The 12846-nt window shown below is 71.8% G+C and carries 14 protein-coding genes; 9 read left to right on the top strand and 5 right to left on the bottom strand.

Features of this window, described 5'->3' with window-relative positions:
- Positions 1 to 155 precede the first annotated feature (155 nt).
- Positions 156 to 1181: an aspartate-semialdehyde dehydrogenase gene (locus tag GA0070561_RS24435; protein WP_091405615.1), complete on the top strand. Its 1026-nt coding sequence runs from the start codon at positions 156 to 158 to the stop codon at positions 1179 to 1181.
- Positions 1182 to 1340: 159 nt separating this feature from the next.
- Complete coding sequence (locus tag GA0070561_RS24430) at positions 1341 to 1781, top strand: PPOX class F420-dependent oxidoreductase (protein WP_091405612.1); 441 nt, start codon at positions 1341 to 1343, stop codon at positions 1779 to 1781.
- Between the two features lie 15 nt (positions 1782 to 1796).
- Here the strand turns inward: GA0070561_RS24430 and GA0070561_RS24425 are convergent, their stop codons facing one another.
- Positions 1797 to 2378 carry a nucleotidyltransferase family protein gene (locus tag GA0070561_RS24425; protein WP_091405608.1) on the bottom strand — a complete coding sequence of 194 codons (582 nt, stop codon included), beginning with the start codon at positions 2376 to 2378 and terminating at the stop codon, positions 1797 to 1799.
- A gap of 104 nt (positions 2379 to 2482) precedes the next feature.
- Here GA0070561_RS24425 and GA0070561_RS24420 point away from each other — a divergent pair, with 104 nt between their 5' ends.
- The 7 genes from GA0070561_RS24420 (at position 2483) to GA0070561_RS24390 (ending at position 8994) form a co-directional block, all read left to right on the top strand.
- Positions 2483 to 3166, top strand: coding sequence for a TMEM175 family protein (locus tag GA0070561_RS24420; RefSeq protein ID WP_091405603.1), 684 nt, complete (start codon positions 2483 to 2485; stop codon positions 3164 to 3166).
- Between the two features lie 73 nt (positions 3167 to 3239).
- Positions 3240 to 3656, top strand: a complete 417-nt coding sequence (locus GA0070561_RS24415; protein WP_091405600.1) for a CBS domain-containing protein — start codon at positions 3240 to 3242, stop codon at positions 3654 to 3656.
- Between the two features lie 365 nt (positions 3657 to 4021).
- Positions 4022 to 4393, top strand: coding sequence for an SCP2 sterol-binding domain-containing protein (locus GA0070561_RS24410; RefSeq protein ID WP_091405597.1), 372 nt, complete (start codon positions 4022 to 4024; stop codon positions 4391 to 4393).
- The gene (locus GA0070561_RS24405; protein WP_091405594.1) at positions 4393 to 6453 is read left to right on the top strand and encodes an amylo-alpha-1,6-glucosidase; all 2061 of its coding nucleotides are present in this window, start codon (positions 4393 to 4395) and stop codon (positions 6451 to 6453) included. The genes GA0070561_RS24410 and GA0070561_RS24405 overlap by 1 nt, the downstream gene beginning before the upstream one ends.
- 95 nt (positions 6454 to 6548) lie before the next feature.
- Positions 6549 to 7301: a lysophospholipid acyltransferase family protein gene (locus GA0070561_RS24400; RefSeq protein ID WP_091405591.1), complete on the top strand. Its 753-nt coding sequence runs from the start codon at positions 6549 to 6551 to the stop codon at positions 7299 to 7301.
- A gap of 99 nt (positions 7302 to 7400) precedes the next feature.
- Positions 7401 to 8009 (top strand): isochorismatase family protein, encoded by a 609-nt coding sequence (locus tag GA0070561_RS24395; RefSeq protein WP_091405589.1) that lies wholly within the window; start codon positions 7401 to 7403, stop codon positions 8007 to 8009.
- A gap of 4 nt (positions 8010 to 8013) precedes the next feature.
- Entirely contained in the window at positions 8014 to 8994 is a 981-nt protein-coding gene (locus GA0070561_RS24390; protein ID WP_091405587.1) for a GlxA family transcriptional regulator, read from the top strand.
- Here the strand turns inward: GA0070561_RS24390 and GA0070561_RS24385 are convergent.
- The 4 genes from GA0070561_RS24385 to GA0070561_RS24370 form a co-directional block, all read right to left on the bottom strand.
- Positions 8876 to 9598 carry a hypothetical protein gene (locus GA0070561_RS24385; RefSeq protein WP_141710450.1) on the bottom strand — a complete coding sequence of 241 codons (723 nt, stop codon included), beginning with the start codon at positions 9596 to 9598 and terminating at the stop codon, positions 8876 to 8878. The genes GA0070561_RS24390 and GA0070561_RS24385 overlap by 119 nt on opposite strands.
- A 72-nt stretch (positions 9599 to 9670) precedes the next feature.
- On the bottom strand, positions 9671 to 10384 hold the full coding sequence (locus GA0070561_RS24380; protein ID WP_091405585.1) for a response regulator: 714 nt from the start codon (positions 10382 to 10384) through the stop codon (positions 9671 to 9673).
- Entirely contained in the window at positions 10357 to 11565 is a 1209-nt protein-coding gene (locus GA0070561_RS24375; RefSeq protein ID WP_208603855.1) for a hypothetical protein, read from the bottom strand. The genes GA0070561_RS24380 and GA0070561_RS24375 overlap by 28 nt, the downstream gene beginning before the upstream one ends.
- Positions 11555 to 12733 (bottom strand): sensor histidine kinase, encoded by a 1179-nt coding sequence (locus GA0070561_RS24370; protein ID WP_091406451.1) that lies wholly within the window; start codon positions 12731 to 12733, stop codon positions 11555 to 11557. Before GA0070561_RS24370 ends, GA0070561_RS24375 begins: the two co-directional genes overlap by 11 nt.
- Between the last annotated feature and the right edge of the window lie 113 nt (positions 12734 to 12846).

Raw genomic sequence — 12846 nt, 5'->3', positions numbered from 1 at the left:
TTGTTGTCACTCGCCACGGCGTGTCGCGGCAATAACTTCATGATCGACGGAAGAGGGGTTGGGGGAGCCTGGGTCAGGGGGCGGGATGTGAGGTGGGACCCGGGGGGTGGGAAAGGGGTCCCGGTTTCGGGGGTGGGGTCGGTAGCCTCGCGGGCATGAGGATCGGCATTGTGGGGGCCACCGGCCAGGTCGGTGGCGTGATGCGGCAGGTGCTGACGGAGCGGAAGTTCCCGGCGGAGCAGGTGCGGTTGTTCGCCTCGGCGCGGTCCGCCGGGCGTACGCTGCCGTGGCGCGACGGCGAGGTGACCGTCGAGGACGCGGCGACCGCTGACTATTCCGAGCTGGACATCGTGCTCTTCTCGGCCGGTAAGGGCACGGCCCGGGAGTTGGCGCCACGGGTCGCCGAGGCCGGCGCCGTGGTGATCGACAACTCGTCGGCGTTCCGGATGGACCCGCAGGTGCCGCTGGTGGTCGCCGAGGTCAACCCGCACGCCGCCCTGGACCGCCCGAAGGGCATCATCGCCAACCCCAACTGCACCACGATGGCCGCGATGCCGGTGCTGCGTCCGCTGCACGCCGAAGCTGGCCTGGTGGGCCTGGTCGTCTCCACCTACCAGGCGGTCTCCGGCGCCGGGCTGGCCGGCGTCGCCGAGCTGGACGAGCAGGTCCGCAAGGTGGCCGAGCACGCCGCCGGGCTGGCCTTCGACGGGTCGGCCGTGGAGTTCCCCGCGCCGCGCTCGTTCACCCAGCCGATCGCCTTCAACGTCCTCCCGCTGGCCGGTTCGATCGTCGACGACGGCTCGTTCGAGACCGACGAGGAGCAGAAGCTCCGCAACGAGAGCCGCAAGATCCTGGAGATCCCCGACCTGTTGGTCTCCGGCACCTGTGTCCGGGTGCCGGTCTTCACCGGGCACTCGCTCCAGATCAACGCCCGGTTCGCCCGGCCGCTCACCCCGCAGCGCGCCCACGAACTGCTGGCCGACGCGCCCGGGGTGGCACTGACCGACGTCCCGACGCCGTTGCAGGCCGCCGGCCAGGACCCGACCTACGTGGGCCGGATCCGCGCCGACGAGACCGTCGAGTACGGGCTGGCGCTCTTCTGCTCCAACGACAACCTCCGCAAGGGCGCCGCGCTGAACGCTGTGCAACTCGCCGAGCTGGTCGCCGCCGAGCGCCGCTGACCGGCACTGTCGAACTCTCACCGAGCCCTCGCCGTCCGTCGGCGAGGGCTCGGTGCCGTTCCGGGTGGTCGTCGCCCTGCCGTTCCGGGTGGTCGCCCGCGGCGGTCGGCAGGTCGTGCTTGGATGGGTCGGAGACGATCGTCCAACCTGGAGGACACCATGCCGGATGACCGCACCCAGCAGGCGTTGACCGATCTGGTGGCCGGCCGCTCGATGGGCGTGCTCGCCACCATCAAGCGGGACGGGCGTCCGCAGCTGTCCACGGTGCTCTACTCCTTCGACCGGGACGCGGGCCTGATCCGGGTCTCGGTCACCGACGGCCGCGCCAAGACCGCCAACCTGCGCCGCGACCCGCGTGCCAGCTTCCACGTCAGCAGCGAGGACGGCTGGGCGTACGCGGTGGTCGAGGGTCGCGCCGAACTGACCCCGCCGGCCACCCAACTCGGCGACGAGACTGTCGAGGAGTTGGTGGCGCTCTACCGGGGGCTGAGCGGCGAACACCCCGACTGGGACGAGTACCGCCAGGCCATGGTCGACGAGGGACGGATCGTGCTACGCCTGCACGTCGAGCGGCTCTACGGGATGGCACCTCGGGGCTGACCCGCCCACAGCCGATCAGCCCGGCTCGATCACGGTCACGCCGGGCCAACGCTGCGCCGGCCGGTGCCGGGCCAACCGCTGCCGCGACCGGGCCACGTCCACCCGGGCCGGGTTGTGCCGCCACACCCCGGCCAGCAGATCCGTCAGGCCGTACGGGGCGCAGACCCTGAGCCGGCCGGCCGGGTCCAGGCGGACGGCCACCGCTGTCGCGTACTCCGGCCAGGTGGCGACCGCCTCGGCCACGCTGCGGTACGGCTCGATGGGGTCGCCGCCGAACCTGGCCGCGTACCAGGTGTGCACCGCCGCCTGGTTGCGCGCCTGCCACGGCGGCTGCGGCCACATCCCCGCCAGCCGGGCGGTGGCCCGGTCGTCGTCGGAGCGGGTCAGCCTCGCCGGGTCGAAGAAGACCACGTCCACGTCCCGGACCCGCGCCGGGTCGAACCCGTCGCCGTACCGCTCGCCCCACACCAGGTCGCGCAGGGCGCCCGCGCCGATCCAGGCGTCCGGCAGCCCGGAATCACGCACCACGGTCAGCGCCCGGGTCAGCCAATCGCTGCCGGAGACCAGTTCCCGCAGCTCCTCCTCGCCCGTCATCATCCGCCCACGGTAGGCAGCGGAGTCGACGCGCGCGGGGTGTGCCGCCCGTCGACGGGTATACCGCCCTGCTTTGCCGTTGCGGGACGTCGGGGAGGGGGTGGGCGATGGGTGCCGGCACGAGCAGCGACGAGACCGGCCCCGCGGGACCGACCCTGCGGCGGGAAACCTCCCGGCTGCTGTCGTTCAGCGACGGGGTCTTCGCCATCATCATCACGCTGCTGGTGCTCGACCTCCAGCCGCCCCGGGTCGGCCGCGGTCAGCTTCTGCGCGCGCTGGTCGAGCAGTGGCCGGCGTACCTCGCCTATGTCACGTCGTACGTGTACGTGGCGGTGGGCTGGCTGAACCACCGAGCCGCCTTCAACCGGGTGGAGAAGAGCGGAAAGGCCCTCCAGTGGTACAACCTCGCAGTGCTGTTCAGCACCGCGCTGCTGCCGTTCGCCACCTCGGTCGTCTCGCAGGCCATGCGGGACGGCGACCAGGCGGACCAGCGGACCGGCGTGGTCGTCTACGGTCTGGTCGGCGTCCTGGTCTCAGTCAGCTGGCTGGGGCTGTACCACTACCTCGCCCGGCATCACGATCTGCTGGACCCGACGGTGCCGCTTCGGTTCTTCCCGGCCGAACGGGCCCGGGCCGCGATCGGCCTCCTGGGGTACGCGCTGGCGATCCTGGTCGGATTCCTCACCGGCCCGCTGTTCGCGCTGGTGATCTTCCTGCTGCTGCCGGCGTTCTACAGCCTGACCAGCAGCGGCCTCTACGAACTGCGACGCCTGCGGCACCCGCGTCGATAGGCCGGGGCCGTATGGGTTACCCCCTCCCGGGCGGCGGGTAGACGGGCCGTGCCGACACCGAGAGGGGAGCACCATGACAACGGTCGGAGAGTTCATGACGACCCGGTTGGTGACGATGGACGGCAACGACACGCTCATCGCCGCCGCGCAGGAGATGCGTGACAGCGCGATTGGCGATGTGGTGGTGACCGACGGCGACAGTGTGGTCGGCATCGTCACGGACCGGGACATCACGGTCCGAGGTGTCGCGGAGAACATGGACCCGGGCTCGACCCGGTTGAGCCAGATCACCACTCGCGACGTGATCACGGTGAGCCAGTACGACGATGCCGTGGCCGCCGCGGACCTGATGCGGACGTACGCCGTACGCCGACTTCCGGTGATCGACGACGGGCGCCTGATCGGCCTGGTGTCGATGGGTGACCTCGCGGTCGAGCGCGAACCGCAGTCGGTTCTGGCCGACATCAGCGCCGACGACCCGAACAACTGACCCGTCCGCCGCGGCACGCGCCGGCTCTCCCGTCCGGGAGGGCCGGCGCTGTGGCGTCTCGACCCCTTCGGTGATCAAGAGGTTCGCGTCACGACACGCCGGAGGCGATGACGCAAAGCTCTTGATCACCGGCGCGGGGCGGGGCGGGCGGCGCGGGGCGGGGCGGGCGGCGCGGGGCGGGGCGGGCGGCGCGGGGCGGCGCGGGGCGGCGCGGAGGGCGGGGTGGGGGACGGGTCACCCGAATTGGGCGAGGTTGAGCGGGGGAGCGGCGGGGACCCGTGCGGGGACGTGCAACGCCGGCCGTCCGTGCGACGCGAGCGCGGTGGGTGGGATCCCCGGCCCGGCAACTGGGAGGAGTGGACCCGATGGTGGACGCGACCACGAGGTTCTTCGAGGACCTGGACCGGCGGGGGTACGAACCCCTGCTGGCCAAGACCTCCGGGACGCTGAGGATCGACCTGCACGAGGGGGCGCAGACCCGACACTGGCTGCTGAGGATCGACCACGGCCGGCTGAACGTCAGTCAGGAGGACCAGGAGGCCGACACGGTGATCGGCGCGAGCCCGGTCCTCTTCGACGACATCGCCTCGGGGCGTGAGCACGGCCTGGCCGCGCTGTTGCGGGGGGACATGACGGTGTCGGGCGACGCGCGTCTCGTCGTACAGGTGGAGCGGATCTTCCCGGGTTCCCCGGACGCCCGCGGGCCGCGTCGGCGATTCGCCGGGGAGGTGCACTGATGGGGCAGAGCAACACGATCCGGATCCTGGACGGCAACACGTTCGTCGTCTGCGAGGACACCGGTGACATCGAGGCGACGCCGAGCGAGCCCACCGGGCTCTTCTCCATCGACACCCGGTTCCTGTCGACCTGGGTGCTGACCGTCAACGGTGAGCGACTCAACTCGCTCTCCTACGACGACCTGCAGTACTTCGAGTCGCGATTCTTCCTGGTCCCGGGGATGGCCACGCACTACGTGGACGCGAAGTTGTCGATCATCCGGGAGCGCACGGTGGGCGGCAGCTTCTGTGAGCAGCTGACCATCCTCAACCACGACGAGAAGCCGGTCGACCTGGAAGTCCGGATGGACGCGGCGTCGGACTTCGCCGACCTGTTCCAGGTCAAGGACGAGATCCTGAACAAGAAGGGCGAGATCTACACCGAGGTGGAGTCGGACCGGCTGCGGCTGGGGTACCGGCGGGGGAACTTCCGGCGGGAGACGGTCATCTCGTCGTCGATGTCGGCCCGGTACGACAGCAAAGGCTTCGCGTACACAGTGCACCTGGAGCCCAACGAGCAGTGGGATGCCTCGATCGACGTCCAGACCCACGCGGTCGGGCCCGGCGGCCGGGACCTGCGGTTCGGGCTGCGCCAGCACGGCACCGAGCGGCTCGCTCTCCAGCACGACCTGGAGAAGTGGATCGCCGACGCACCGAAGGTCAACAGCGAGCACGGCCGGGTGGCCAGCACGTACCGGCGCAGTCTGATCGACCTGGCGGCGCTGCGCTTCTCGCCGCTGTCGCTGGGCGGCGCCACCCTGCCCGCCGCCGGTCTGCCCTGGTTCATGACCATGTTCGGCCGGGACAGCATCCTCACCTGCCTGCAGACACTGCCGTTCACCCCGCAACTGTCGAAGACGACGCTGCGCATCCTGGCGTCCCTGCAGGGCAGCCGGTTCGACGACTTTCGGGACGAGGACCCGGGGCGCATCCTGCACGAGATGCGCTACGGCGAGACCGCGGCCTTCGAGGAACAGCCACACTCGCCGTACTACGGCTCGGTCGACGCGACGCCGCTGTTCATCGTGCTGCTCGACGAGTACGAGCGGTGGAGCGGGGACGTCGCGCTGGTCAAGGAGTTGGAGCAGGAGTCCCGGGCCGCGCTGAGGTGGATCGACAACTACGCCGACCTGGTCGGCACCGGCTACATCTGGTACGAGCGACGCAACACCGACACCGGCCTGGAGAACCAGTGCTGGAAGGACTCCTGGGACTCGATCTCCTACTCCGACGGCACGCTACCACCGTTCCCACGGGCCACCTGCGAGGTGCAGGGGTACGCGTACGACGCGAAGGTCCGCGCGGCCCGGTTGGCGCGGGAGTTCTGGGGTGACCCGGAGTTCGCCGACCAGTTGGAGCGGGAGGCGGCAGAGCTGAAAGAGCGGTTCAACCGGGACTGGTGGGTGGACGACGGCGAGTACTTCGCCCTGGCCCTGGACCCGGACGGCCGGCAGTGCGACATCCTCAGCTCCAACATCGGCCACCTGCTGTGGAGCGGGATCGTCGAACCCGAGCGGGCGGAGAAGCTCGCCGCGCACCTGGTCGGGCCGCGGCTCTTCTCCGGCTGGGGGGTGCGCACCCTCGCCGAGGGGGAGGCCCGCTACAACCCCATCGGCTACCACAACGGCACGATCTGGCCGTTCGACAACTCGTTCATCGCCTGGGGTCTGCGCCGTTACGGCTTCGCCGACGAGGCCGCGACCATCGCCAACGGCATCCTGGACGCGGCCACCTACTTCGACGGCCGGTTGCCGGAGGCGTTCGGCGGCTATCCGCGGGAGCTGACGAAGTTCCCGGTGGAGTATCCGACGGCGTGCAGTCCGCAGGCCTGGTCGACCGGTACGCCGCTCCTGCTGCTGCGCACCATGCTCGGTCTGGAGCCGCACGAGGGTCACCTGGCGGTCGAGCCGCGGCTGCCGGTGGGGATGGGTCGCATCGAGGTGCTGGACATCCCGGGCCGTTGGGGCCGGGTGGACGCGTTCGCCCGGGGTCGACTGGACCTGGACAAGCTCGGCGACTGACCGACCGGACCGCCGAACCGGCGGTGGCGCGCCACCCGCGTCGCCGCCGGTTCTCCACCCAGCCGATCCCCAGCCGGTCAGGGTAGATTCTGCGAATGCCGGAGCTCGTGTACCCGCCCGTTATCGCCGCCGCCAAGACGCTGTTCCGGGTCCTCGACCTGAAGATCACCATCGAGGGCGCCCACCACGTACCCCGCACGGGCGGCGCCGTGCTGGCCAGCAACCACGTCAGCTACCTCGACTTCATCTTCGCCGGTCTGGGCGCGAACGCGTCGGGCCGGCTGGTCCGCTTCATGGCCAAGGATTCGGTCTTCACGCACAAGATCTCCGGCCCGCTGATGCGTGGCATGCGGCACATTCCGGTGGACCGGCAGGCCGGCGCGGCCTCGTTCCGCGCCGCGGTGGGCGCGCTCAAGCAGGGCGAGGTCGTCGGCGTCTTCCCCGAGGCGACGATCAGCCGGTCGTTCACAGTCAAGGAGCTCAAGAGCGGCACGGTCCGGATGGCCCGCTCGGCGAAGGTGCCGGTGCTGCCGGTCGCGTTGTGGGGCACCCAGCGCCTCTGGACCAAGGGTCGCCCGCGCACTCTGACCCGTCGGCACACGCCGATCACCATCCTGATCGGCGAGCCGATCGACCCGGCGGACTTCCCGGACCCGAACGTGCTGGCCGCCGAGCTGACCACCCGGCTCAGCGCCCTCGTGGACCGGGCGCAGCGGGATTATCCGGACACCCCCGCCGGCCCGGACGACACCTGGTGGCAGCCCGCGCACCTGGGCGGCAGCGCGCCCACACCGGAGGAGGCCGCCGCTATGGACGCCGCCGCCGAGCACCGCGCCCCCAGCGCCTGACGCCAGGGGCCTCGACACGCGCCTAGTTGGCCGGATCGTTCCGCACCCGGACAGAATGGTGTCTGCCGGCGCGAACGCCGTCCGACCAGGATCGACGTCATGAGCAGAGCAGCACTCGTCGTGATCGACGTGCAAGAGTCCTTCCGTCAGCGCCCGATCTGGGCGTACGGCTCCAACCCCGACATGCTCCGCCAGGTCGACCGGCTGGTGGCTGCCGCCCGGCAGCGCGGCGACCTGGTGGTCTGGGTCCTGCACTCGGAGCCCGGCACGGGCGGGTTGTTCGACCCCGCCCTCTCCTACGTCCGGCTGATCGACGGGTTGGTCCCCGCCGAGGGTGAGCCGACGCTGGTCAAGACCGCGCACAACGCGTTCACCACCACGAATCTCCAGCAACTGCTCACCCAGGCGGGCATCACCGACATCACCGTCTGCGGCATCCGCACCGAGCAGTGTGTGGAGACCACCACCCGGGTCGGCGCGGACCTCGGCTACCGGATGACCTTCGTCACCGACGCCACGCTGACCTTCCCCATCCCACACCGGGACCTGCCGGAGACCGCCACGGTCGCGGAGATCCTCGCCGACCCGCGCACCCTGACCAACGAGGAAATCGTGACCCGCACCGAGTACGCGCTGGCTGGCCGTTTCGCGACCATCCGCACCGTGGACGAGGTCACCGGCGCGACCCTCGCCGGCAGCCGGGGCTGACGTCGTGACCCGGGTCGTCTTCCTGCTGGTCCCGCAGCTGCATCTGCTGGACCTCGCCGGGCCGGCTCAGGTCTTCTCCAGCGCCGCCGACCTCGGGTACGACTATCAACTGCACTACGTCGCGGAGCGCGAGCAGGTTCCCACCGTGCAGGGCGTGCCGCTGGTCGCCGACACCCGGTGGCCCGAGCTGGCCCCGGACGACCTGCTGATCGTGCCCGGTTGGCGGCCGGCGGCGCACGGGCCGCAGGGACCGGTGTCACCCGGCGACCTGCGGCGGCTCGCCGAGCACCACGCGGCCGGTGGCACGGTGGCCAGTGTCTGCGCCGGGGCGTACGCGCTCGGGCGGGCCGGGCTGCTCGACGGCCGACGCTGCACCACCCACCACGAGGTGCAGGACGACCTGGCCCGCCGGCATCCGGCGGCCCAGGTCGTCCGCGACGTGCTGTACGTGGTGGACGACCGGGTGGTCACCTCGGCGGGCATCGCCAGTGGCATCGACGTGGCGCTGCACCTGGTGGCGACCCGGCACGGCCCGGCGACCGCCGCGAAGATCGCCCGCACGCTGGTCGTCTACGCCCGCCGCAACGGGCACGAGCCGCAGGCCAGCGCGTTGATGCGGCACCGCTCACACCTGTCCGACTCGGTGCACCGGGTGCAGGATCTGATCGACAGCCGGTACGCAGAGCCCCTGCCGCTGGCCGAACTGGCCGCCGCCGGCGGTGTGGCCGAACGAACCCTGACCCGGCTCTTCCGGGCGAGCACCGGCCTCACCCCGCTCGGCTACCAGCAGCTGCTCCGGGTGGAACGGGCCGAGCACCTGATCGGGCACGGCACCACAGTGGAGGCCGCCGCGCGGGCCGTCGGCTTCACCGATGCCCGGATGCTGCGCCGCCTGCGAGCCCGCCCCACGAGGTCGGATCCGGTCTCGAGCGGTAGTAGTCGTCCCGGGAGTGGAACTCCACCGGCAACGAGCCGGGCAGCGTGATCCGGGTGTCCCCGGCGAGCAGACCGGGGCCGGCCCGCAGCAGCAGCACGTCGCGCTCCTGGGCCGAGAGGTCGACCAGTTGTGGACGGTTGAGCCGGAACATGGCCACCGCCCGGCGGACCTGCCGGGCCAGCGCCACGACCTCGGCGGTCGTTCCGCTGAGGGCCAACGCCGGCTGCTGAATGGTGCGCAGCGCGTCGCAGACGATCAGCAACTGTGCCGGGGCGTCCGGCGCGCTCGTCGGCAGCTCCAACCGGGACGGCCACTGCCAGCGGATCTGACCGCTCATCAGGCCGTTCAGTCGAGCCGGCGGTCGGGCCCGGTGCGTGCCGTCGGCGACCAGCGACAGCTGCGAGCCACTGCCCACCCAGCAGATCCGCTGGTCGGTGACGGTCACCGCGACCGGCTCGGGCAACTGCCAACGGCGGCGCACCTCGCTCGGCCCGAGCAGGTAGCCCGCGACCAGCAGCCGGTGTCGTCCGAGCAACCGTTCGCCGAGCATCGGTCGCAGGTTGTAGCGGCGGTCCAGGGTCGGGCCCACGTCGTCGTCGGGGGCGTCGAACCGGTGGGGACCGATGAAGAAGGGGGACGCGTCGGCGTGCATCGTCACGACCTTCCGGTCAGCTGGCTGTGTACTGAAGCCTTCCGGACCGGAGCGCCCCTGTCATGACGCCTGTTAGGGGGTCGGCCGGTCGTGTGTCGCCTGTGACCGGTAGATGCCGATCTCCTCCGGGCGGACGAGACCGTCCTCGATCGCACGGGCGAGTAGCGCCGCCTTTGTGGCTGCTGGTCGCCCCGCCCGGGTGTACTTGATCCGCGCCCGGTCGACGTACTGCTTCACTGTGTGCTCGCTGATCTGCATCCGCCGAGCCACCGACGCCTTGGACATCGACTGGAACCAGAGCAGCAGCGCCTCACGTTCCTTGTCGGACAACATCGGCCGGTCCGGCCGCGGGTCGCCGACCATCGCACCGGCCAGCGCCGGTGGCACGTACGGGCGGTCGCTCGCGGCGGCCAGCACCGTTTCCACGCAGTGTTCCCGGCCCTCGTGCTTGGCCAGGAACGCCACCGCCCCGGCGTCCAGCGCGGCGAGCATCGTCTGCGGGTCGGTGTGCTCCGAATAGACCACCACCCGCCGCCCGGCGGCGCTCAGCTCGGCCAACTTGTCCAACGCCATCCGCCCGTGCAGCCGCAGATCGAGCAGGATCACATCGGCGTGCGGCGCCGCCCGCAGCACCGCGTCCGGGTCGTCGCCGGTGGCGAGCACCGTCAGACGAGGCTCGGTGGCGAGCCAGGCGCGGACCCCCTCGACCACCACCGGATGGTCGTCGACGATCGCCACCCCGACCGGCCGATCGCCGGTCACCGCCGCCACCGGGTCTGCGCCCATCTGATGTTCCCGTCCCGTTCGTAGAGGTACTGCACCGGCCCGTCGTCGTGCTCCCCGAGGGGCGGGCCGGTCGACTCCGGCCCCTCCCGGTCCGGCGTGACGAGGCTGACCACCACCTCGTCCAGGCCGGAGACCACGGTCAGGCGCGCCCATCCCCGGGCGTCGGCCAGGGTGCCGGTGAGCGGGTCGGCCAGCCGGCGGCGGACCTCCACCGGCAGCGGCGGCGGGGTGCCGATGGTGACCAGGTCGATCGGTAGGCCGTTGCGTTCCGCCAGATCGGCAGCGGCTCGCAACTCGTGCAACAGCGGGTCGGGCACATCGTCGGACTCGGCGATCAGCCGGCGCAGCCGGGCGGCGGCCAGCATGCACCGGCGCTGCACCTCCGGGTCGTCCGGGTCGGCCTGGCCGCCGGCCAGGTCCCCGAGGACCCGCCCGGCCGCCGAGCTGACCAGAGCGAGCCGGTCCCGGCGTTCCCGAAGGCCCCGCTCGGCGGCATCCCGCTCCGCGGCCATCGCGTGACCGGCGGCCGAGACGGCGGCCCGTTCCCGAGCCAGGCCGACGATGACCGTGCTGCCCACGAAGACCGCCACCGGCAGGGAGAACGTGCCGTAGACGTACATCACGTAGCGCGCCACGTCGGCCGGATCGGGGCCGTGCACGAGTACGGCGACCAGCGCGATCAACGCGTGCGTGCTGAGGAGCGCGATCAGCCCCACGACGCGCCGACCCCACACCGCCAGCACGAAGAACCAGCCGAGCGTGCCCCACACCCAGTTGGCGGCGGTGAACAACTGCCGCTCACCGGCCGCGGCGAAGACGGCCGCGTCGACGACCAGCAGCAGCCCGGCCAGCGGCCACGGCGGCAGTGGCGAGCCTTGCAGCAGTCGTACCCCGGCCACCGCTCCGGTCACGGCGACCAGGATCCAGGCGCCGAGCACCACCGCTGGTGCGGCGAACTCCGCGCGGGCGGACAGCACCGCCGGTAGCGCGATCGCGACGTGCCAGGCCAACGCGATGGCGACGGCGGCGATCCGGGCACCCCGGTCGGACGCGTGCGCCACGGCGGCCGGCGCGGCGAGCGCCGTGGGGGAGTCCGGCTCGCGGGGGGTCGGGACGCTGGTGCGGTTCGGTGCCTCCGGCGCGTCGGTGGGGTGCGCCGGGGCGTTCAGGTCAGCCGACACCGGGCCACTCCAGCCGAATCCGGGTGCCCGCGCCGACGGCCGAGTGCACGACGGCCCGCCCACCAACCGTCGCCATCCGGCCGCGGATCGACTCGCGCAACCCGTACCGGTGCGGTGGGACGGTGGCCAGGTCGAAGCCGGGGCCGTCGTCGGCGACCTCGACCACGACGCCGATCGCGTCGCGGCTCAGCCGCAGCGTGGCCCCGGCGCCCGGCGCGTGGCGGACCACGTTGGACAACGCCGCGTAGGCGCTCTCGCTGATCGCGTCGGCCACCCCGACCGGGACCGCGCAGGACGCCAGGTCCAGCCGTACCGCAAGCTCGGGCAGCCGGCCGACCACCAACCGCAACCGCCCGTCGAGCGGCACCGGGCCGTCGCCGGCCACCGGGCCGACGTCGGTGAGCGAGACGAGGGTACGCAGGTCGGCCGCGCACCGGTCCCGGAAGACGACAGAGGGTCCGGCCACCGCGCCCAGCCCCACCATGGTCAGCGTCCCGAGCACTGTGTCGTGCAGGTCGCGGTTCTGCTGGCGTTCGGCCTCGCGGGCGGCGCGCGCGACCAACGCCTCCCGGGTCATCCGCTGGTGTTCGACGAAGGCGCGGTCCGCCCGGCCGATGCGTCGGCGCATGACCGCCGCCATCATCGCCGTGCAGGCGGTCTGGACCAGTAGCGTGGCCGCGTGCGCCCGAGCTTCGATGGGGTTGCCGGCGGCCTGCGCCCCGGTCACGTAGGTGGCCATCACGAGTAGCCCGGCCGGGATCGACCAGCGTGCCGAGGTCGTGGCCTGTGTGTTGATCACCGTGGTGCTGGCCAGCACGGCGATCCAACTGCCCTCGCCGGGCAGCACCTCGGGCGCCACCAACACCGGGATGAGCAGGCAGGTCAGCGCGGTGACCGCCACGTCACCGGCGACGAGGCCGGGGCCGATGCCGTGGCGCAAGGCGCGGTGCGCGTACCAGAGAGACCAGCCGGTCAGCACTGCCACGGCGGGCAGCAACACCGCCTGCTCCACCGGCGGGGTCTGCACCGACACGGCCACCGCCGCGCCGAACAGCCCGCAGCTCAGCCGCAGCAGCGCTGGCAACGTGGTGAAGATGAGGCCCAGGGCCCCGCCGGCCGGATTGTCCAGCGTGGGCGGCGGCACGGTTGGGGTGGCAACGGCCGGCATCGGGAAGTGTCCTTCCGACAACGACCCGGTCCGGGTCCACGCGGCGTAGATCGACATCGGACAATAGCATGGGGACCGTGACGGAGTGATCGCTTGCGTGCGGAGTGTCGCTA

Origin of the sequence: Micromonospora saelicesensis (assembly GCF_900091575.1) — a bacterium.
Taxonomy (GTDB): Bacteria; Actinomycetota; Actinomycetes; order Mycobacteriales; family Micromonosporaceae; genus Micromonospora; species Micromonospora saelicesensis.
The sequence above is the reverse complement of the archived record's forward strand: the minus strand, read 5'-3'. Positions and strand labels throughout refer to the sequence as shown.